We start from the raw sequence: 19,008 nt of genomic DNA on the forward strand, positions 1-19,008 counted from the left end.
GTGATCGGGCCAGCGGCGCGTCGCCACAGCGGGTCGAGGGCCGCGCCTCCGCTGCCCGCGACATACTGCCGGGCGTGACGGACGAGCCCGCTGACCCGTGGACCTACGTGGTGACGGACGTCGAGCTGGACGGACCGTGGCCAGGCATCAACTCGATGCGGTCCTTCGCCTCGGTGGCGATATCGGCCGACGGCACGGAGCACGGGCGCTTCGAGGCGGTGCTTGAACCGCTGCCCGGCACGGCACCGGATGCCAGGACCCTGGCGTGGTTCGCGGACCACCCGGAGGCGTGGCGCGCAGCGACCACGTCGCCCGAGCCCGTGGTGGCCGTGATGGAGCGGTACGTCGCGTGGCTGCGTGACCTGCCGTCGCCGCGGATGTTCGCGGCTTTCCCGCTCGCGCTGGACGGGATCTGGATCGACTACTACCTTCGCCGCTTCACGGCGTACGGCATCCGGCAGGGCCACCACGAGGAGGACCGGGTGTTCATCGGTCCGGGCCTGTGCATCCGCAGCTATGCCGCGGCGGTCACGGGGGAGTCGGCTGGGACCGTCGACGTCGACACGCTCCCCGCACAGTGGTTCGGCCACGTGGAGCACACGCACCGGGCCATCGACGACACGGTGGGGTACGCGAACCTGCTCGTCGAGCTGTTCCGCAGGGCGGCGACCAGCCAGCACCGCTGCACGGAACACACGCCCCTCAGACCGGACGGCTCATCCGAAGCGAGTGCGCGCCGGTGGGTCGACCGTCGGTCGTCGTGAACGGCACCCGGTCGCGCACGACGAAGCCGCGGGCGAGGTAGAACGGGATGCCCATCCGGTTGCCGTCTGTCACCGACACCCACTGCTCCGAGGCGTCCACCGACCGCTGCTGGGCGGTGACGAAGTCCAGCAGGGCAGTGCCGACACCCCGGCCGCGGAGCGCCGGATCGAGGTAGAGCACGTACACCTGGCCGAGCCCGTGCGGGGCGACGCCTCCGCCCGCTGCGCCGAGGACCCGGCCCGCAGCAGTGACTGCGACGACGTACCCCTGCCAGCGCGGGTCCTCGCCGGCCGACAGGACCTCCCGGAGCACACGGTCGGGGGCGTAGTAAGCCGCCGCCTGCTGCTCGATCGTCGCCGGCGGCAGCAGCCCGCGCGACGACTCGGCGAAGCCCTCGCTGCAGACCTCGCAGATGCCTGCCACCTCGGCCACGCCCGCGAGGCGGACGTCGTACGCCGGGAGCGGGGGAGCGGTCGTCACTGACCGCATCCTCAGCGGCGACCCATCGACTGGGTCAGCCGCAGCACCCGGTTGGGGATCGCGGTGGTCAGCACGCGGATGGCCTTGTACTGCATGCCGGGGATGGAGTAGGCGCGGCCCTTCGCGAAGTCCTCGAGGGACGTGCGCACGAGGAAGTCGACGTCGAGCCACATGAAGCCGTCGCCGCGCTTGACCTGCATCCGCTCGTGGAACTCGGTCTTGGTGAAGCCCGGGCAGAGTGCCATCACCTGCACGCCGCGCGACCTGTACTCCATGTGGGCCCACTCGCTGAAGCTGTTGACCCACGCCTTGGCGGCGGAGTAGGTGCCGCGGGGGAGGAAGGCGGCGACGCTGGAGACGTTGATGATGCCGCCGTGACCGCGCTCGGCCATCGGGCCGAGGGCGGCGTGGCTCAGCCGCAGCACCGCGGTGACCAGGACCTCGAGCATCGCGGTCTCGTCATCGGCGGAGTTGTCGAGGAAGCGCTGCTTGAGCCCGAAGCCGGCGTTGTTGACCAGCAGGTCCACCGGCCGCTCCCGGTCGGCCAGGCGCGCCTCGACGGTCGCGAGCTGGTCGCGGTCGGCCAGGTCGGCGACCAGCACCTCGACCTCGACCTGGTGGGCGCGCCGCAGCTCCTCGGCGACCTGCTCGAGGCGGGCGGCGTCGCGGGCGACGAGGACGAGGTCGTCGCCGCGGGCGGCGAGCTGGACGGCGTACTCGTGGCCGATGCCGGCGGTCGCGCCGGTGATCAGTGCAGTGCTCATGTCACCAGCATTTCAGGACACCCGCGGTGGTTGCGACCCCGTCCTGCACAATGGGGCCCAATGAGCACCAAGAGCCGGGGAGCGGCCCCCGTCACGCTGGCCGTCGCCAATCAGAAGGGCGGGGTCGCCAAGACCACGTCCGTCGCCTCGATCGGTGCCGCGCTGGCCGAGCTCGGGCACCGCGTCCTGCTGGTCGACCTCGACCCCCAGGCCTGCCTGACGTTCTCGCTCGGCATCGACCCCGAGGACCTCGAGATCTCCGTGCACCACGTCCTCACCAAGGGCATCGACGCAGCGGAGGTCATCATCGAGACCGAGGACGGCGTCGACGTGCTGCCGGCCACGATCGAGCTGGCCCGCGCCGAGGCCGACCTGCTGACCCGCACCGGCCGCGAGCACGTCATCAAGGGCGCGCTCGAGCAGCTCGCCGAGGACCTCGGTGACACCGAGGAGGGGCCGTACGACTGGGTGCTCCTCGACTGCCCGCCGTCGTTGGGCGTGCTGACGGTCGCCGCGCTGACCGCCGCGGACGGCGTGCTGGTTCCCCTGCAGTGCGAGACGCTGTCGCACCGCGGCGTCGGCCAGCTGCTCGACACCGTCCACGACGTACGCCGCTTCACCAACCGCGGCCTCGAGGTGTGGGGCGTGCTGCCGACGCTCTACGACGGCCGCACCAACCACGCCCGCACGGTGCTGGAGACGATCAGCGAGACCTACGACCTCGAGGTCGTCGAGCCCCCGATCCCCAAGACCATCAAGTTCGCCGAGGCCCCGGCCGCCGGACGCTCGATCCTCGCGACCAGCCGCAGCAGCAAGGGCGCCACGGCCTACCGCGAGGTCGCCCAGAACCTCGTCGAGCGGGCCTCCCGCCCCAAGAAGAAGGTGGCGAAGAAGCCCGCTCGCGCGCGGAGGTGACGAAGGTCAGCCCTTCGGCGTCTCGACCGACGCACCGCCGCGCGTACGCCGGCGGTTGCGGTTGCGGCGACGCGGCGCGTCACCGGACTTCTCGGCGGACGCGGAGTCGGAGCGAGAGTCGGAGCGAGAGTCGGAGCGGGATTCTGACCGGCCCGACCCCGAGCGGTCGGAGGAGCGACGCTCGCGCGAGCCCTCGCGCGGCGCGCGCTCCTTCTTCTCGACCGGGGCGGGGTCGACGACACGGCCCTTGGTGCCGGCCGGGATGCCCTGGTCGTGGAAGAGGTGCTCGGAGGTCGAGTACGTCTCCTGTGGGGAGTCGAACGGCAGGTCGAGCGCCTTGTTGATCATCTTCCAGCGGTGCAGGTCGGCCCAGTCGACGAAGGTGATCGCGATGCCGGAGGCCCCCGCGCGGCCGGTGCGGCCGATGCGGTGGACGTAGGTCTTGTCGTCCTCGGGGCAGGTGTAGTTGATGACGTGGGAGACGCCGCGCACGTCGATGCCGCGAGCGGCGACGTCGGTGCAGACGAGGACCTGGATCTTGTCCTCGCGGAAGCGGGCCAGCGCCTTCTCGCGCGCGACCTGGGCCATGTCACCGTGCAGCGGCGAGGCCCTGAAGCCGCGCTCCTGCAGGTCCTCGGCGATGCGCTGGGCCTGACGCTTGGTGCGGGTGAACACGATCATCTTGTCGGCGTCCTCGGCCTGGAGGATGCGGCCGATGATCTCGGGCTTGTCGAGGTCGTGGGCCTGGTAGATGAACTGCGCGGTCGCCGGCACCATCGTGGTGTCGTACGACGACTCGGCGCGGATGTTCATCGGGTGCCGCATGTGGGTGCGGGCCAGCGCGACGATCGCGGACGGCATGGTGGCCGAGAAGAGCATCGTCTGGCGCGTCTCGGGCGTCTTCGACAGCAGGGTGATGACGTCGGGCAGGAAGCCCAGGTCGAGCATCTCGTCGGCCTCGTCGAGCACGAGCGCGTGCACGTGCGAGAGGTCGAGGGCCCGGCGGTTGGCCAGGTCGATGAGGCGACCGGGGGTGCCGACGACGATGTCGACGCCGGCGTCGAGGGCCTCGAGCTGCGGCTCGTAGCCGACGCCGCCGTAGACGGTGAGGACGCGCAGGCCCATGTCCTTGCTGGCCAGGCTCAGGTCGCTGGAGACCTGGAGCGCGAGCTCGCGGGTCGGGGCGACGATGAGCGCCTGCGGCTTGCCCTGCGGGAGGTCGGCGTACGCCGGGTTGCTCGGCGCGATCGACCGCTGCATCACGGGGATGCCGAACGCCAGCGTCTTGCCGGTGCCCGTGCGGGCCTGGCCGATGAGGTCGGTGCCGAGCAGGGCGACCGAGAGGGTCATCTCCTGGATGGCGAAGGGGGTGGTGATGCCGGCGCGGTCGAGCGCGTCGCAGATCTCGGGCAGCACGCCCAGTTCACGGAAGGTGGTCACGAATGGTGTCGCTCTCTGATGAGTCGGGTTGTCCCACGCGTATGCGGTCAGCCCACTCGCACGCCCTCAGAGGGGACAAGTGCCGACCGCGCACATACAGGCGGCCACCGGATGAGTCGGCGGCTCGGTCACCATGATGCTATCGCTACGCTGCGAACATGACGGAATCGCCCGATGAGGACTACCGCCGAGCCGCCGTCGACCTCCTCGGGGCGATCGCCTACGGGGAGCTCTCGGCCTTCGAGCGTCTCGTCGAGGACGCCAAGATGGCGCCCGGCATCGGCGACAAGATCGCCATCGGTGCGATGGCCACCGCGGAGTTCGGCCACCTCCAGAAGCTCGTCGAGCGGCTCGAGCAGCTCGGCGCCGACCCCGCCGAGGCGATGCAGGCCTTCCGGCACAGCTTCGACAGCTTCCACGCGCACACGGCGCCCTCGGACTACTACGAGGGGCTGATCAAGGCCTACGTCGGCGACGGCCTCGCCGCGGACTTCTACCGCGAGATCGCGGCCTACCTCGACCCCGAGACCCGCGAGGTGATCATCAGCTCCCTGGAGGACACGGGGCAGACGGCGTTCATCGTCGAGCGGGTCCGCGCCGGGATCGCCGAGGACCACCGGCTCGGCGGTCGGCTCGCGCTGTGGGGCCGCCGGCTGATGGGGGAGGCCCTCACGCAGGCCCAGCGGGTCGCGGGCGACCGCGACTCGCTGACGGCGCTGCTCGCCGGCGGCGTCGACCGTCCCGGGCTCGACCTGGCGGCGCTCGGGCGGATGTTCGCCCGGCTCACCGAGCTGCACGCCGCCCGGATGGCCGAGCTCGGTCTCGAGGCCTGAGGTCCGTCAGGCCCTCGGGGTGTGGCGACCGGTGAAGGTCGCCGCGACCACGACCAGCACCGCGGCGACGCCGACCTGCCAGACGTGGCGCCAGAGGTCGAGGCCGCGGCTCGTGTCGTACATGTCGCCGTTGGGGTAGTTGTCGGCGACGCCGAACAGCCCGTAGTAGACGTAGCTGCCGACGAACGCGCCGACGATGCCGCACACGACGGTCAGCCACAGCGGGATGTTGTCGCGGTCACCGGGGGCGATCGCCTTGCCGAGGAATCCGATGACCAGACCGACCGCGATGGTGACGAGGATGGTCCAGAGCAGACCCATGGCTGTCCTCCCGCGCGGGTCAGCGGAAGCCGACGGTGCTGGCGCTCGGGGAGCCCAGCTCGACGTACGCGATCTTGGAGGCCGGCACGACCACCGCGCGACCCTTGGTGTCCTTGAGGTGCAGCACGCCGTTGTCGGCGAGCGCCTCGCCGAGCAGCTTCTCGACGTCCTCGGGCGTGCTGTCGGTGTCGAGCACGAGCTCGCGCTGGGCGTGCTGCACGCCGATCTTGACCTCCACGGTGGATGCTCCTCAGCTCAGGGGGTGTACGTCGTGATGAATGATGCCGGGTCAGTGGTCGTCGGTCATCGGGTAGCCCCGGATGCCGCGCCACGCGAGGCCCGCGATCAGGGCCGCGGCGTCGTCCTGCTTGATCTCTCCGCCGCCCGCCAGCCAGAACCTCGCGGAGACCTGCGCCATTCCCACGAGCGAGACGGCCAGGAGCTCCGAGGCCTCGTCGGGCAGGCCGGTGTCGGTGCGGATCACGTCGGCGATCATCGAGGCGCACTCCGTCGTCACCCGGTCGACCCGCTCGCGCACGTCGGGCTCGCTGGTGAGGTCGGACTCGAAGACCAGCCGGAACGCACCCTCCTCGGACGCGACGTAGCTGTAGAAGACCTTCATCGTCGCCGTGACGCGGTCCTTGTTGTCCGTGGTCGAGGCGAGCGCCTCGCGGCAGTTGTCGATGATCAGGTCGCAGGAGGTGTCGAGCAGCGCGAGGTAGAGGTCGAGCTTGCCGGGGAAGTGCTGGTAGAGCACCGGCTTCGAGACGCCGGCACGATCGGCGATGTCGTCCATCGCGGCTGCGTGGTACCCCTGGGCGACGAAGACCTCAAGGGCCGACTCGAGCAGCTGCGCGCGGCGCTCGCGGCGCGGCATCCGCCCGCCGCGCGGTCGCGGCTGGGCGCCATCGAACGAGGTGTCGGTGCTGCCTGCGGTCACGTCGTACTCCTGAGTAGTCGGTCGGGCCGAGCCTAGCCGCCCGTACGCCCTGAGCCCGCGTCCGTATCGCGGGACGCGGCACCGCGTGTCCGGAGGCCGCGGGGAACATGGAGGACGCCGGTGCTGTTGCACCGACACCCGAGTCAAGGAGAAGACGTGTCGTTCGAAGCACTGGTCGAGCCCGCTGCGGAGCTCACCGTGGACGAGGTGCGCCGCTACAGCAGGCACCTGATCATCCCCGACGTGGGCATGAGCGGGCAGAAGCGGCTGAAGAACGCCAAGGTGCTGGTCATCGGTGCCGGCGGACTGGGCTCGCCCGCCCTGCTCTACCTCGCCGCCGCCGGCGTGGGCACCATCGGCATCGCGGAGTTCGACGAGGTCGACGAGTCCAACCTCCAGCGCCAGATCATCCACGGGATGTCCGACATCGGCCGCTCCAAGGCCGTGTCGGCCAAGGAGTCGATCGCCGAGGTCAACCCCTACGTCGAGGTCGTGGTGCACGACGAGCGCCTCGACAACGACAACGTGATGCAGGTCTTCGAGGGCTACGACCTCATCGTCGACGGCACCGACAACTTCGCCACCCGCTACATGGTCAACGACGCGGCCTACTTCCTGGGCATCCCCTACGTGTGGGGCTCGATCTACCGCTTCGACGGCCAGGCCTCGGTCTTCGCGCCGACGATGGCCGACGACGCGCCGTGCTACCGCTGCCTCTACCCCGAGCCCCCGCCGCCGGGCATGGTGCCCAGCTGCGCCGAGGGCGGCGTGCTGGGCGTGCTCTGCGCCAGCATCGGCTCGATCCAGGTCAACGAGGCGATCAAGCTGCTGACCGGCATCGGCGACCCCGCGATCGGCAAGCTCGTCATCTACGACGCGCTCGAGCTCGAGTGGCGCAAGCTCAAGGTCCGCAAGGACCCGAACTGTGCGCTGTGCGGCGAGAACGCCACCGTCACCGGCCTCATCGACTACGACGCCTTCTGCGGCGCCGTGTCCGACGAGGCCGCCGAGGCGGCGGCCGGCTCCACCATCTCGGTCACCCAGCTCGAGGCGATGCTCAAGGAGCGCGAGGAGGGGACCCGCGACTTCGAGCTCATCGACGTGCGCGAGCCCAACGAGTTCGAGATCAACCAGATCCCGGGCGCCCGCCTCGTCCCCAAGGGCGAGTTCCTCAACGGCAACGCGCTCGGCGACCTGCCCAGCGACAAGCCGATCGTGCTCCACTGCAAGTCGGGCGTCCGCTCGGCCGAGGTGCTCGCGATCGTCAAGGGCGCCGGCTACTCCGACGCCGTCCACGTCGGCGGCGGCGTGGTGGCCTGGGTCAGCCAGATCGACCCGAGCCAGCCGGCGTACTGATCCCCGTACGCCCCTCCCGTACGCACCCTGCACGCAGCGGGACGCGCGGGTGGTCAGGAGTGACTACCCGCGCGTAACCCGTGTGAGCCATGCCTCGTTGAGGGTGGCATGCGTACTCCCACGAAGCTCCTGACCCTCGCCGCCGCGGGCCTCGTGGCCGCGGCCGCCACCAGCGCCCCCGCGACCGCCGCACCGAAGAAGCAGGTGCGGACCGCCTGGGCTCCCGCCGACACGGCCACGATCCACCCCGGGGTGCAGATGTACACCGACGGTGCCCAGTGCACCGCCAACTTCGTCTTCACCGACACCGCCGGCACGACGTACGTCGGCTATGCCGCCCACTGCGCCGGCACCGGTGAGGCCACCGACACCAACGGCTGCGACGCCGGCTCGCTCCCGCTCGGGACCAGGGTCGACTTCGTCGAGGGCGGCTCGCTCCTCGCCGAGGGCACCCGCGTCGGCGGCGGCACGCTCGTCTACTCCTCCTGGCTGGCGATGCAGCAGCGCGGCGAGACCGACGAGAACGCCTGCGCCTACAACGACTTCGCCCTGGTGAAGGTCGACGCCGCCGACGCCGCCGAGGTCAACCCGTCGGTCCCGTTCTGGGGCGGACCGGTCGCCCTCAACACGACCGGCACCGCGGCCGGTGACACGGTCTACTCCTACGGCAACTCCAGCCTCCGCGGCGGCATCGAGACGCTGTCGCCCAAGCAGGGCACCAGCCTCGGCACCGAGGGCGACGGGTGGTCGCACCCGGTCTACACGGTGACGCCCGGCGTCCCGGGTGACTCCGGCTCGGCCTTCCTCGACGCCGAGGGCAACGCGCTCGGCACCCTGTCCACGCTCGCCCTCGCCCCGCTCGCCGGGTCCAACGGCGTCGGCGACCTGGCCCACGAGCTCGCCTACGCCCAGTCCACCAGCGGCATCGCCGGCCTGCGACTGGTGCCCGGCACGGAGCCGTTCAGCCCGCTCCTCTGAGGTCGTGACTCCCACCTGACCCCCACAGGCGCCTGTCCCCACCAGGCGCGCCCCCCTCGCATGGCGCGACCCGTTCACCTAGGGTCGCGCCATGCGTGCTCTGGGGGACTGGCCGCCGGCTGCGCGTGCCGTCACCGCCGTGGCCGCCACCTGCCTGTTCATGGTGCTGGTCGCGTGGGCCACGCTGCTCGGCCCCGACCAGGTCTTCACCGGCCCCGGGCCGCGGCCGGCCACGATCAGCGCGACGGAGTCCTGCACGCCGCTGCCGGTGCGGACGAACCCCGACGGCACCACCGAGGTGGTGTACCCCGACGACTACGCGCTGGACAGCGGCTACTGCGACCCGCCCGCGGCCGACGTCCGCGACGAGGCCGAGGACATCGTCCGGGATAACCCGCCCCCGTTCTGGCTCAAGCTGCTCGTGTGGACGTTCCTCGGGCTGCTGCTCGCCGCTGGCGCGGCGCTGGTGCTGTGGCTGCTGATCGAGGTCGCGCGCCACTTCAGGGCACGCCGGGGCAGGCGCGAGGAGCGCCCGGACGTGGAGTTCGCCGTCCTCGACGAGCCTGGCCGGGTCGCCGAGCAGGTCGCCCGGGACGCCGTCGAGCAGGACGCGCTGCTCCGTGAGGGCGACCCCCGCAACGCGATCGTCGAGGCCTGGCACCGCTTCGAGGTCCAGGGCGAGCGGGCAGGCGTGCCGCGGCGCGGTGCGGAGACGTCGTCCGAGTACGCCCTGCGCATCCTCGACCTCGCGGACGCCGACGACGTCCCGGTGAGCCGGCTCGCCGAGCTCTACCGCGAGGCCCGCTTCTCCCACCACGAGATCACCGAGCAGCACCGGTCGGAGGCGTTCAGCGCACTGGCCGCCGTCCGGCGCAGCCTCGGGGTGCGGTCGTGAGGGACGTCCTCGCGCGCTGGCGCGGCCGGGTCGGGGGCGGAGTCGTCCTGGCCGGCATCGGCTACGCGATGGCCGTGTGGCTCGACTTCGACCCCCAGCCCCTGCCGTACGCCGTCTGGGCGGTCGTCGTGCTCGCGATGACCTACCTCGTCGTGGACATCGTCGACGTCCCCGTCGCGCACTGGCAGCAGGGCATGCCGCCGAGGTCGGACCGCGTCGACGAGGCCACCTCCGACCTCCGCGTGCTGTCCAGCCACCAGCAGGCCGACCACCCGTCCGACGCGCTGGGACACCGGCTCGTCGAGCTCGCCCGCGGCCGCGACCCGGACCTCGCTGCGCAGGTCCAGCACGAGGTCTCCGGCGTGCACCGCCTCACCCCTGCCGACATCGACCGCATCCTGACCCGAATCGAGGAAGCCCGTGACCGACGCTGACCCCCGCCCCTCCGGCGCCCCGTCCCACCCCGTCGCGGTGGCCGACTTCGCCGAGCGCGTGCTGGACGAGGTGGGCCGTGCCGTCGTCGGCAAGCGTGAGGTGCTGGCGCTGGTGCTGGCGGGCATCCTCGCCAAGGGGCACGTGCTCCTCGAGGACTTCCCGGGGCTCGGCAAGACCCTGGCCGCGCGGTCCTTCGCCGGGGCGCTCGGCCTGGAGTTCGCCCGGGCGCAGTTCACCCCCGACCTGCTGCCGGCCGACCTCACCGGGGCGTACGTCTACGACCAGCGGCGCGCAGAGTTCGACTTCCGGCCGGGCCCGGTCTTCGCCGGGCTCCTGCTCGCCGACGAGATCAACCGCACCCCGCCGAAGACGCAGGCGGCGCTGCTCGAGGCGATGCAGGAGGGCCAGGTCACCGTCGAGGGCCAGACCCACCAGCTGCCCAGCCCGTTCCACGTCCTGGCCACCGCCAACCCCGTCGAGTACGAGGGCACGTACCCGTTGCCGGAGGCGCAGCTCGACCGCTTCCTCATGCGCGTCGGCTTCGGCTACCCGACCGCGGGGGAGGAGTACGACGTGCTCCGCCGCCGACTCGACCGGCAGCGCGAGGAGGTCGACGTCGTCCAGGTCACCGACGCCGCCGGGCTCGCTGCGGTGCAGGCCGCCGTGGAGCGCGTCGTCGTGGACGAGTCGGTGGCTCGCTACTGCGTGTCGCTGGTCGCGGCGACCCGCGCGCACTCCGACGTGCTGGTCGGCGCCTCGCCGCGCGGCAGCCTCGGGCTCGTGCTCACCGCACGCGCCTGGGCGGCGATCCGGGGCCGCGACTTCGTGGTGCCCGAGGACGTCAAGGTCGTCGCCCGGGCCGTGCTCGCGCACCGCATCACGATCAAGCCGGACCTCTGGATGACGCAGGCGTCGGGCGCGCGGGTCGTCGACTCCGTGCTGGCCTCGGTCGAGACCCCGCGGACCCTGGAGACGCGGTGACCTCCTGGCAGCCGACACCCGCGCTCGTGCGGGCGTGCCTGCTCGCGCTCGGAGGTGTCACGGCGGGGGTCGTGCTCGGCCAGGAGGTGATGGTGGTGCTCGCCGCCCCGTTCGTCGTCGTGGCCGCGATGGGCCTGGCCGCCCGACCGCGCACCGCGCCCCGGGTGACGGCGCGCCTCGACCACCACCGGCTGCACGAGGGCCAGGGGTCGACCTCCCGGCTCGACGTCGACGACCTCGCCGGCGTCGAGCACGTCACCCGGGTCGCCGGCGTCGCCCCCCACGTCGCCACCTCGCCGCCGTACGGTGCCGTGGGCGCACTCGTCGACGACGGGCTGCCGACGCTCCGCTTCAGCCCACGACGGTGGGGCCGCCGCGACCTCGGCTCCGAGCGCGTGGGGCTGACGAGCGCGTGGGCAGGATGGCGCTGGGGACCGCTCGACCTGCCCCGGCACGGCCTCAGCGTGCTGCCGCAGACGGCGCCGTACGACAGCCGCGCCGAGGTGCCGCAACCCGACGGGCTGGTCGGCCGGCACCGCTCGCGCCGGCTGGGCGGCGGCACCGAGTTCGAGGGCATCCGGCCCTTCGCCACCGGCGACCGGCTCAAGCGGATCACCTGGCCGGTGTCGCTGCGCACCGGCGAGCTGCACGTCATCACCACCCGCGCCGAGCAGGACGCCGGGGTGTGGCTCGTGGTCGACGGGCTGCGCGACATCGGGGTCTCGGGCGGGGTGGACGGCGCCGCCAGCACCCTCGACCTCACTGTGCGCGCCGCCGCCGCGTTGGCCGAGCACCACGTCCGCACGGGCGACCGGGTCGGCCTGCTCGTCGTCGCCGCCGACGGCACGCGCGTCCCGCTGGGCGCTGGACCGCGCCACCTGCACCGCCTGCACGGCACGCTCGCGCGCGTGCGCACCGAGGCCCGCAGCGTGCCGCCCGAGCGGCTCGACCTCGGGGCGGGTGCCGGCAGCGTCGTCCACGTCCTGTCCCCGATGCTCTTCACCCCACTGGTCACCGCCACCGCGAGCCTCCAGCGCAGCGGCGCCTCGGTGATCGTGGTCGACACCCTCGGCGAGGCGATGTCCGCGGGGACCGACCGCCTCGCGCTGCCCTCCCTGGCCGCGCGGATGCAGCGCATCGAGCGCGACGACCGCCTCCGGCGGCTGGCCGGTCTCGGCACCCCGGTGGTGCCGTGGCGCGGTCCCGGCACGCTCGACACGGTGCTCCACCTGCTCGCGCGTCGCGCCCAGGTGCCCAAGGTGCGTGCCTGATGCGCCCCCTTGCGTCCGGTGCCGCCCCCTCTGCCCTGGCCCTGCGGGCGCTGGTCCTCGCACTGCCGTGCCTCGCGCTGGCGCTCGCGCTGCCGGAGGTGCCGCACTGGTTCGTGCTCCTCGGCGTGCCGGTGAGCGCGGCCGTGTGGGCGCGTACGCCCGACCACGCGGTCGGTGTCGTGCCGCTCGTGCTCGTCGGCGGGTGGTGGGCCTCCCACGACGTGCTGGACTGGCGGGTGCCCGTCGTGGCGGTGCTGCTCCTCGCGGCCCACCTTGCCGCGGTCCTCGCGGCGTACGGGCCCGCGACGCTCGCCGTCGACCGCCGCCTGGCCCGCCTGTGGCTCGTGCGCGGACTGCTGGCGCTCGTGCCCGTGCCCGTCACGTGGCTGGCGCTGCGCGGCCTCGACCCTGCGTGGGCCCCGCCGGGGACCTGGCTCGCCGCCGGTGCCCTGCTGTCCGCGCTCCTGCTGGTGACCGCGCGGCTGACCCGGTCGGAGGCACGGTGACCACCGAGGAGGAGCGCGAGCTGTACGCCGAGCTGGTGCTGCGGTGTGCCGAGTCGGTCCCGCGGGGCCGGGTGACGACGTACGGTGCCATCGCCGACGTGGTCGGCGAGCGGCTCGGCCGCGGCGGGCCGCGCCTGGTCGGCAACGTGATGGCCACCCACGGCGCCGCCGTGCCGTGGTGGCGGGTGGTCCGCGCGGACGGCTCGCTGCCGCCCTCGCACGACGAGGAGGCGCGGCAGGCCTACCTGGAGGAGGGCACGCCGCTGCGACCCAACGGGTCCGTGGATCTGACACGCGCGTTCTCGGCGCCGCGCCTCGGGGCACAATGACGCCCATGCTCTACACGGTCGCGCACGGCGTCATCCCTCCGCTCGTCCGTGCTGTGTGGCGCCCGACGGTCGAGGGCCTCCACCACGTGCCGACGACCGGCCCGGTCATCGTGGCGAGCAACCACCTGTCGTTCTTCGACAGCGTGGTCATCCCCGTCGTCGTGCCCCGCAAGGTCGTGTTCCTCGCCAAGTCCGACTACTTCACCGGCACGGGCGTGAAGGGGGCTGCGCAGCGGGCGTGGTTCGAGGGGCTCGGCATGCTCCCCGTCGACCGCGACGACACGAAGGCCGCGATCGCGAGCCTCGACACGGCGCTGGAGGTGCTGCGGCGCGGGGAGGCGTTCGGCATCTATCCCGAGGGCACCCGCTCGCGCGACGGCCGGCTCTACCGTGGCCGCACCGGCGTCGCGCACCTCGCGCTGACCGCCGGCTGCCCGGTCCTGCCGGTGGGGCTGCAGGGCACCGAGGACATCCAGCCCGTCGGCTCGAACCGGCCCCGGCTGCGGGGGGTCGACGTGACGGTGCGCTTCGGCGAGCCGATCACGGTCGCCGGCGAGTACGACGGTGTCCCCACCGGCCGCGCCCGCCGCGACCTCACCGACCGGATCATGACGGCGATCGCCGGCCTGACCGGCCAGGAGCAGGCCGGCACCTACAACGAGCGCGCCGCCTCCACGACCTGACCCCGCCCGGGCACGGGGCAGCAGTTCCTCACACGACGGGCGTCGGGGCACCGCTCAGCGCGGGACCCGTGCCGCGAGCGCGGCCAGCGCCTTCGGGAAGATCTCCGCGGGCGGGGTCACCAGGCCGGCTCCGACCTGGCCCACGCCGGCGACCGCGCCGGCCATGCCGGTGTTGATCTGCGGCAGGATCCCCGTACGGCACACCTTGGACACGTCGATGCCCGTGGGCGTGCCCTGGAACTCCAGCACGGGCACCGACCAGCGCGGGTTCTCCGCGAGGGTGATCTCGTGCATGCGGCGCGTGGTGGCGAGCGCGTCGGGCACCGAGCCGCCGACGAGACGGACGATCGCCGGCGCCGTCGCCATCGCGAACCCGCCGATGCCGGCCGTCTCGGTGATCGCGGAGTCGCCGATGTCGGGGTTGGCGTCGTCGGCGCCGAAGTCGCCGAGGAAGAGGCCCTCGGCGACCTGCGCCGGGCCGGTGAACCACTCGTCGCCCGTGCCGGAGACCTGGATGCCGAAGTCGGTGCCGTTGCGCGCCATCGCCACGACCATCGTCGAGCCGGGCACGTCGCGTCCCGCGTCGAGGGCGAGCTTGCAGGCGGGCATCGCGAGGTTGAGGAAGAAGTGGTCGTTGCCGCCGACGAAGCGCAGCACGTCGGCGACGTCCTTGGCGGCGAAGCCGCCGTCCTCGGCAGAGGTGACCATCGCGGGGGAGAGGTCGCGCAGCAGCATCAGCGTGCCGGCACGGTTGCGGTTGTGCGCCTCGTCGCCCATCTGGAGCATCTGGGTGAGGATGCCGGTGACGTCGGTGGCCTCGGAGGTGCCGCGTACGGCCGCCTGCAGGAGCGGGCCGAGCACGTCGCCCATCCAGCGCAGCCGGGTCAGCACCTCGTCGTTGTAGGCGCCGTAGCGCAGCACCTTGCCGAGGCCCTCGTTGAGGGAGCAGTACGTCCGGCGGCCGGTCGCGCGGTCCTCCAGGACCCACATCCACATCGACGGCGTGACCACGCCCGCCATCGGGCCGACGGCGCTGCGGTGGTGGCACGGCTCGAGGCTGACGGTGCTGCCGGACTCGAAGAGCGCGACCGCGTCCTCGGGGTCGTCGACGAGGCCCTCCAGGGCGGCGCCGCCCATCAGGGCGCCGCGCAGGGGACCGGAGGCCCGCTCCCACTCGATCGGCGGACCGGCGTGGAGGAACTGGCCCTTCTCGAGGCCGAGGACCTCGCTCGCGGGGGCGACGTCGACGAGGTGGGCGGTGACGCCGAGCATCGCCTCGACGGCCGTGCGGTTGGCCTCGACGCGGCGCGCGTCGGTGGCGACGGCGGCGAGGTCGGCCTCGGTGCCCGGCATCGGAGGGCGCCAGTCGACGCGCTCGACGTCGACGGCCTGGCCGGCCACGGCGTCGGCGAACATGTCGGCGCCGCAGGTGACGACGGTGGGGGCGGTGGTCTGGCTCATCGGGTGCTCCCAGCGGATCGGTTCAGCAGGTCGAGGGCGCGGCGCGTGGCGCCCGCGTTGGAGAGGTGGACCTCGGCGCCCGCGGCGACGAGGGCGTCGCGCTGCGCGGCGAGGCCCTGCGGGTCGAGGTCGGTGCCGACGAGGCTGACGACGACCGGGATCGGCCGGTCCGCGCGTGCCGCCTCGATGGCCGGGGCCAGGAGGGAGGCCGGGTCGGGCTCGGCGCCGTGGCCGAGCACGAGGTCGAGGAGGATCACCCCGGTCGAGGGGTCGGCGGCGGCGCGGGCGATCTGCTCGTTGCGAAGCGTCGGGTCGATCATCGGGTGGGCACGGCCCTGGGTGAGGGCGTCGTCGCCGAAGTCGACGAACGTGTGGGTGTCGGCGAGCAGCTCCCCGGGGTCGAGGGCGAGGTCGTCGGAGAGCGGGATGTTGCTGCGGACCGGGCCGAGCGCCTCGGTCGCGAGCAGCATCGACTCGTCGCAGAGCGTCCCGCCGACGAAGAGGCCGCGCAGCAGCGGTCCGGTGGCAGCAGCCGCGTCGTCGGCCCCGTGCACCGGCCAGGTGGGTGCGTCGTGGCCGAGCCGCGCGAGCACGGCCTCCGCGACGGCGGTGAGGTCGCGCTGGCCGCGGCCGAGCAGGCCGAGCTCGACCGGCGTCCCGAGGGCGTCGGTCTCGCGCGCGAGGGCCTCGGCGACCTCGGGGGCGGGAGGCTTGGAGACGACCACGACGAGGTCCACCTCCGGGTCGGCGTCGAGGCGGCGCAGTGCCTCTCGGGTCGCGAGGCCCCCGACCGCCGCGGACAGGTCGCGGCCCCCGACGCCGAGCGCGTGGCGTACGCCGATCCCGTCGGTGCCCTGCGCGGCCAGCTCCTCGCCCGCGTGGTGGAGCAGCGCGAGCAGCTGCTGGCACCCGGTCCCGGAGGCGGCGACGATGCCGATCCGGCCGGGACGCACGGTGTTCGCGAAGCCCAGGCCGACGCCGTCGATGACCGCGGTCCCGCAGTCGGGGCCCATCACCAGCGCACCGCGCGAGGCGGCGTACGTCTTGAGAGCCACCTCCTCGGCGAGCGGCACGTTGTCGCTGAAGACCATGACGTCGTGGCCGGACTCGAGCGCGTCCATCGCCTCGACGGTCGCGCTGACTCCCGGCACCGACACGAGTGCGAGGGCGCCGGGGCCCGTGCGCCGCAGTGCGCTCCCGGTGGTCCGGGGCGGGGCCTCGGTGGTGTCGCCGGCCGACGGCCGCGTGGGGGCGAGCGCGGCGTCGACGGCCTGCAGCGCCTGCGCGACGTCGGCGTCGTCGTCGAGGCGCAGCGCCACCACCATGTCGTTGGGGGAGGAGGCGGGCACGTCGAAGCCCATCGACTCGAGCACCTCGAGGTTGAGCCCGGTGGCCATCGCGACCTGCGCGGCGACGACGCCGGGCGTGGCCTGGACGGCCCGGCTCACCTGGAGCAGGGTCACCGAGTCGGCGTACGCGCCGCTGCGGAGCTCGACGTGGTCCTTCATGCTGCCCTCCCGGGGCGGTCGGTGGAGTGGTCGTGGGGGTTGTCCTGGTCGGTCAGCGAGGCCAGCGCGAGCTGCGCGCCGGTGAGCAGGCCGGCTCCCGAGGTGGCGCCGACGGCCACGAGCGCGTCGGTGGTCGCCGTCGTGGGGCCGGCGAGCCAGTCCGCGAGCTGGGGCAGCACCTCGCCGCGCAGGGCGCAGTCCAGCAGGGTCGCGGACAGCAGGGTCGTGACGCCCAGCCGGCGACGTACGGCCGGGACCAGCACGGGGTCCGGTCGGCCGGCGGCGGCGCGGGTGGCGAGCCAGCCCGCCAGCACGTCGTCGCCGAGCGGGGTCAGGCCGGGGCCGCGGCCGAGCAGGCCGTCGAGGTGGGTCGTGGTCAGGCGCCCGTCCGCGGGCAGGTCGAGCCCGGAGGTCACCGGGTGCGGTGTGAGCGACCGGCCGCCGGGACGCGGCGCGGGGGCGGTGACATCCACGAGCCGTCCGATGCGCGTCTCGTGGCCACCGACGACGAAGGTGCCGTCGCGCACCTCGACGCGCGGGTGGCGGCCTGCGACCTGCGTGAGGTCGGGCAGCCTCGACCAGAGCGCGCACGGCACCAGGGTGGCTCCGGCCGAGACGATCCCGAGGCACCAGCCGTCGAGGTCGACGTAGATCGCGGTGCTGCTCGCGTGGAGGACCGGCCGGGCGCCGTCGGCGGCGGCGAGGAGCCGCTCGCGGACTCGCTGTGGTGCCGCAACGGGAAGTGGTCCGGACATCACTCCCCAGACGCTAGCGGGCCATGGGAGACTCGCGAATGTGAGAACTTGTCGGAGCAAGGGGTTGATGTGCGCCAAGACTTGATAAGCGACCCCGAGGCGGTCGCCGCGCTCGAGCGGGCCGACGCGCTGCACACCGCGCTGACGCACATCGTCCTCGAGGGCGGGGACCTGGCGGCGATCGCGGAGGCGGTGGGTGCGGCGATGGGCTGCGGCGTGGTCTTCACCTCGACCGACGGGCGCGAGCGCGCGGCCCACCTCGACGAGGCCCAGCGTGAGTCGCTGGCCGCGGCCGACCTCCTCGACCCGAGCGGCAGGGTGCGCGTCGAGCGGATCGACGCCGACGGCACCGCGGTCGGTGAGGGCGAGGCGCTCGTACGCCGGGTGGTGGCCGCGGGCGTCGACCTGGCGCGGCTCGTGGCGCTGCGCCCGGACGGGAAGATCCACTCCTCCGACGTGCACGCGCTGGAGCGCGCGGCCATCGTCGCGGCGCTGCTCGTCACGCGCGTCGAGGCGATCACCGCCGTGGAGAACAAGTACCGCGGCGACTTCCTCCGCGACGTCTTCCTCGGCCGCGCGGGCGAGGAGGAGTACGTCGCCGAGCACGCGCAGGCCTTCGGCTGGCACCTCGACCGGCCGGTGATGGTGGTGGTCGCGGTGCTCGACCCGGACGCGATGGCCGCCCTCGGTCCCGACCCGGAGGACAGGCGCGCCTGGCAGGACCGCTTCGCCAACGCGTGGCGGCAGGTCTCGGCGACGGTGGACCCGAGCATCGCCTCGGTGGCGTTCAGCCGCGAGGTGGTCACGCTCGTCCCCGTCGACCCGGAGGCCGGTGCTGCCGACGCCCACGTCGCGGTCGACCGGATCATCGCGGCGGTGCGGGGCGACCGCGGCGGCGGGCGGATCGCGTTCTCGGCCGGCGTGAGCCGCGTGTCCCACGGACTCGGCGACCTCCCCGAGGCGTTCCGCCAGGCCCAGCGGGCCGTCGAGATCGGACGGCGGGTCCACGGCGGCGGCTCGGTGACCCGCTTCGACCAGCTCGGCCTGCACCGGCTGCTCGCCCTCGTGCCCGACGGCGCCGAGCTGACCGCGTTCGCCGCGGACGTGCTCGGCCCGCTCGCCGAGCGGACGCCCGAGGCGGCCGACCTGCGCGAGACGCTCCAGGTGCTGCTCGACACCAACTTCAACGTGGCCGAGGCGGCACGCGCCCAGTTCTTCCACTACAACACGATGCGCTACCGCGTCGGCAAGCTCCAGAGGATCCTCGGTCCGGTCGCGTCCGACCCGCACCTGCGCCTCGACGTGGCGGTCGCGCTGCGGGCGCTGGAGATCGTCGGCTGAGTGGCTTGACCTTGTCCCCACGGGAGGGCCCACGGTCGTCGGACCGGTGAG

Annotated in this window: 21 protein-coding genes and 1 pseudogene; 13 read left to right on the top strand and 9 right to left on the bottom strand. The window is 73.2% G+C overall.

Annotated elements, in window-relative coordinates:
- Nucleotides 1-74 precede the first annotated feature (74 nt).
- A complete protein-coding gene (locus IEZ24_RS09310) occupies nucleotides 75-764 on the top strand; it encodes a hypothetical protein (RefSeq protein ID WP_191192839.1) in 690 nt (229 codons plus the stop codon).
- Here the strand turns inward: IEZ24_RS09310 and IEZ24_RS09315 are convergent.
- Nucleotides 703-1,245: a GNAT family N-acetyltransferase gene (locus tag IEZ24_RS09315; RefSeq protein ID WP_165356169.1), complete on the bottom strand. Its 543-nt coding sequence runs from the start codon at nucleotides 1,243-1,245 to the stop codon at nucleotides 703-705. The genes IEZ24_RS09310 and IEZ24_RS09315 overlap by 62 nt on opposite strands.
- An 11-nt stretch (nucleotides 1,246-1,256) precedes the next feature.
- Nucleotides 1,257-2,009: an SDR family NAD(P)-dependent oxidoreductase gene (locus IEZ24_RS09320; RefSeq protein WP_129456389.1), complete on the bottom strand. Its 753-nt coding sequence runs from the start codon at nucleotides 2,007-2,009 to the stop codon at nucleotides 1,257-1,259.
- A 60-nt stretch (nucleotides 2,010-2,069) separates the two neighbouring features.
- Here IEZ24_RS09320 and IEZ24_RS09325 point away from each other — a divergent pair, with 60 nt between their 5' ends.
- A complete protein-coding gene (locus tag IEZ24_RS09325) occupies nucleotides 2,070-2,924 on the top strand; it encodes a ParA family protein (RefSeq protein ID WP_129456390.1) in 855 nt (284 codons plus the stop codon).
- A gap of 30 nt (nucleotides 2,925-2,954) precedes the next feature.
- On the opposite strand, the pseudogene IEZ24_RS09330 reads toward IEZ24_RS09325, so the two are convergent.
- Nucleotides 2,955-4,274: pseudogene (locus tag IEZ24_RS09330) on the bottom strand (DEAD/DEAH box helicase); the annotation flags it as partial.
- Between the two features lie 248 nt (nucleotides 4,275-4,522).
- Here IEZ24_RS09330 and IEZ24_RS09335 point away from each other — a divergent pair.
- A complete protein-coding gene (locus tag IEZ24_RS09335) occupies nucleotides 4,523-5,197 on the top strand; it encodes a ferritin-like fold-containing protein (protein WP_129456391.1) in 675 nt (224 codons plus the stop codon).
- Between the two features lie 6 nt (nucleotides 5,198-5,203).
- On the opposite strand, the gene IEZ24_RS09340 is transcribed toward IEZ24_RS09335, so the two are convergent.
- From IEZ24_RS09340 to IEZ24_RS09350, 3 genes are read right to left on the bottom strand one after another with little or no spacing between them, the layout of a single operon-like run.
- Nucleotides 5,204-5,518, bottom strand: coding sequence for a GlsB/YeaQ/YmgE family stress response membrane protein (locus IEZ24_RS09340; protein WP_129456392.1), 315 nt, complete (start codon nucleotides 5,516-5,518; stop codon nucleotides 5,204-5,206).
- Between the two features lie 19 nt (nucleotides 5,519-5,537).
- Nucleotides 5,538-5,756 (bottom strand): DUF3107 domain-containing protein, encoded by a 219-nt coding sequence (locus IEZ24_RS09345; RefSeq protein WP_129456393.1) that lies wholly within the window; start codon nucleotides 5,754-5,756, stop codon nucleotides 5,538-5,540.
- A gap of 51 nt (nucleotides 5,757-5,807) precedes the next feature.
- Nucleotides 5,808-6,395, bottom strand: coding sequence for a TetR/AcrR family transcriptional regulator (locus IEZ24_RS09350; protein WP_129456451.1), 588 nt, complete (start codon nucleotides 6,393-6,395; stop codon nucleotides 5,808-5,810).
- A gap of 219 nt (nucleotides 6,396-6,614) precedes the next feature.
- Between IEZ24_RS09350 and moeZ the strand changes: the two genes are divergently transcribed.
- From moeZ to IEZ24_RS09395, 9 genes are all read left to right on the top strand, one after another.
- The gene (gene moeZ / locus IEZ24_RS09355) at nucleotides 6,615-7,814 is read left to right on the top strand and encodes an adenylyltransferase/sulfurtransferase MoeZ (RefSeq protein WP_129456394.1); all 1,200 of its coding nucleotides are present in this window, start codon (nucleotides 6,615-6,617) and stop codon (nucleotides 7,812-7,814) included.
- Between the two features lie 108 nt (nucleotides 7,815-7,922).
- The gene (locus tag IEZ24_RS09360; protein ID WP_129456395.1) at nucleotides 7,923-8,792 is read left to right on the top strand and encodes a hypothetical protein; all 870 of its coding nucleotides are present in this window, start codon (nucleotides 7,923-7,925) and stop codon (nucleotides 8,790-8,792) included.
- A gap of 91 nt (nucleotides 8,793-8,883) precedes the next feature.
- Nucleotides 8,884-9,687, top strand: coding sequence for a DUF4129 domain-containing protein (locus IEZ24_RS09365; protein WP_129456396.1), 804 nt, complete (start codon nucleotides 8,884-8,886; stop codon nucleotides 9,685-9,687).
- The gene (locus tag IEZ24_RS09370) at nucleotides 9,684-10,121 is read left to right on the top strand and encodes a hypothetical protein (protein ID WP_129456397.1); all 438 of its coding nucleotides are present in this window, start codon (nucleotides 9,684-9,686) and stop codon (nucleotides 10,119-10,121) included. Before IEZ24_RS09365 ends, IEZ24_RS09370 begins: the two co-directional genes overlap by 4 nt.
- On the top strand, nucleotides 10,108-11,103 hold the full coding sequence (locus tag IEZ24_RS09375; RefSeq protein WP_242498572.1) for an AAA family ATPase: 996 nt from the start codon (nucleotides 10,108-10,110) through the stop codon (nucleotides 11,101-11,103). Before IEZ24_RS09370 ends, IEZ24_RS09375 begins: the two co-directional genes overlap by 14 nt.
- On the top strand, nucleotides 11,100-12,374 hold the full coding sequence (locus IEZ24_RS09380) for a DUF58 domain-containing protein (protein ID WP_129456398.1): 1,275 nt from the start codon (nucleotides 11,100-11,102) through the stop codon (nucleotides 12,372-12,374). The genes IEZ24_RS09375 and IEZ24_RS09380 overlap by 4 nt, the downstream gene beginning before the upstream one ends.
- On the top strand, nucleotides 12,374-12,880 hold the full coding sequence (locus tag IEZ24_RS09385; protein WP_129456399.1) for a hypothetical protein: 507 nt from the start codon (nucleotides 12,374-12,376) through the stop codon (nucleotides 12,878-12,880). The genes IEZ24_RS09380 and IEZ24_RS09385 overlap by 1 nt, the downstream gene beginning before the upstream one ends.
- The gene (locus IEZ24_RS09390; protein WP_207206897.1) at nucleotides 12,877-13,209 is read left to right on the top strand and encodes an MGMT family protein; all 333 of its coding nucleotides are present in this window, start codon (nucleotides 12,877-12,879) and stop codon (nucleotides 13,207-13,209) included. The genes IEZ24_RS09385 and IEZ24_RS09390 overlap by 4 nt, the downstream gene beginning before the upstream one ends.
- 5 nt (nucleotides 13,210-13,214) lie before the next feature.
- Nucleotides 13,215-13,892 (top strand): lysophospholipid acyltransferase family protein, encoded by a 678-nt coding sequence (locus tag IEZ24_RS09395; protein ID WP_129456400.1) that lies wholly within the window; start codon nucleotides 13,215-13,217, stop codon nucleotides 13,890-13,892.
- 54 nt (nucleotides 13,893-13,946) lie between these two features.
- On the opposite strand, the gene IEZ24_RS09400 is transcribed toward IEZ24_RS09395, so the two are convergent.
- From IEZ24_RS09400 to IEZ24_RS09410, 3 genes are read right to left on the bottom strand one after another with little or no spacing between them, the layout of a single operon-like run.
- Complete coding sequence (locus IEZ24_RS09400; RefSeq protein ID WP_129456401.1) at nucleotides 13,947-15,353, bottom strand: YlbE family protein; 1,407 nt, start codon at nucleotides 15,351-15,353, stop codon at nucleotides 13,947-13,949.
- Nucleotides 15,350-16,861, bottom strand: coding sequence for an FdrA family protein (locus IEZ24_RS09405; RefSeq protein ID WP_129456402.1), 1,512 nt, complete (start codon nucleotides 16,859-16,861; stop codon nucleotides 15,350-15,352). Before IEZ24_RS09405 ends, IEZ24_RS09400 begins: the two co-directional genes overlap by 4 nt.
- Nucleotides 16,858-17,616: an oxamate carbamoyltransferase subunit AllH family protein gene (locus tag IEZ24_RS09410; RefSeq protein WP_129456403.1), complete on the bottom strand. Its 759-nt coding sequence runs from the start codon at nucleotides 17,614-17,616 to the stop codon at nucleotides 16,858-16,860. The genes IEZ24_RS09405 and IEZ24_RS09410 overlap by 4 nt, the downstream gene beginning before the upstream one ends.
- Before the next feature lie 81 nt (nucleotides 17,617-17,697).
- Between IEZ24_RS09410 and IEZ24_RS09415 the strand changes: the two genes are divergently transcribed.
- Nucleotides 17,698-18,957, top strand: coding sequence for a PucR family transcriptional regulator (locus IEZ24_RS09415; protein WP_129456404.1), 1,260 nt, complete (start codon nucleotides 17,698-17,700; stop codon nucleotides 18,955-18,957).
- Nucleotides 18,958-19,008: the final 51 nt, after the last annotated feature.

The organism is Nocardioides ganghwensis, assembly GCF_014779655.1.
Taxonomy (GTDB): Bacteria; Actinomycetota; Actinomycetes; order Propionibacteriales; family Nocardioidaceae; genus Nocardioides; species Nocardioides ganghwensis.

What these genes read in the sequence shown, in the direction of transcription:
- IEZ24_RS09320 (WP_129456389.1), bottom strand. Translation starts at nt 2,009, where the DNA reads ATGAGCACTGCACTGATCACCGGCGCGACCGCCGGCATCGGCCACGAG.
- IEZ24_RS09325 (WP_129456390.1), top strand. Translation starts at nt 2,070, where the DNA reads ATGAGCACCAAGAGCCGGGGAGCGGCCCCCGTCACGCTGGCCGTCGCC.
- IEZ24_RS09335 (WP_129456391.1), top strand. Translation starts at nt 4,523, where the DNA reads ATGACGGAATCGCCCGATGAGGACTACCGCCGAGCCGCCGTCGACCTC.
- IEZ24_RS09340 (WP_129456392.1), bottom strand. Translation starts at nt 5,518, where the DNA reads ATGGGTCTGCTCTGGACCATCCTCGTCACCATCGCGGTCGGTCTGGTC.
- IEZ24_RS09350 (WP_129456451.1), bottom strand. Translation starts at nt 6,395, where the DNA reads ATGCCGCGCCGCGAGCGCCGCGCGCAGCTGCTCGAGTCGGCCCTTGAG.
- IEZ24_RS09360 (WP_129456395.1), top strand. Translation starts at nt 7,923, where the DNA reads ATGCGTACTCCCACGAAGCTCCTGACCCTCGCCGCCGCGGGCCTCGTG.
- IEZ24_RS09365 (WP_129456396.1), top strand. Translation starts at nt 8,884, where the DNA reads ATGCGTGCTCTGGGGGACTGGCCGCCGGCTGCGCGTGCCGTCACCGCC.
- IEZ24_RS09385 (WP_129456399.1), top strand. Translation starts at nt 12,374, where the DNA reads ATGCGCCCCCTTGCGTCCGGTGCCGCCCCCTCTGCCCTGGCCCTGCGG.
- IEZ24_RS09395 (WP_129456400.1), top strand. Translation starts at nt 13,215, where the DNA reads ATGCTCTACACGGTCGCGCACGGCGTCATCCCTCCGCTCGTCCGTGCT.
- IEZ24_RS09400 (WP_129456401.1), bottom strand. Translation starts at nt 15,353, where the DNA reads ATGAGCCAGACCACCGCCCCCACCGTCGTCACCTGCGGCGCCGACATG.
- IEZ24_RS09405 (WP_129456402.1), bottom strand. Translation starts at nt 16,861, where the DNA reads ATGAAGGACCACGTCGAGCTCCGCAGCGGCGCGTACGCCGACTCGGTG.
- IEZ24_RS09410 (WP_129456403.1), bottom strand. Translation starts at nt 17,616, where the DNA reads ATGTCCGGACCACTTCCCGTTGCGGCACCACAGCGAGTCCGCGAGCGG.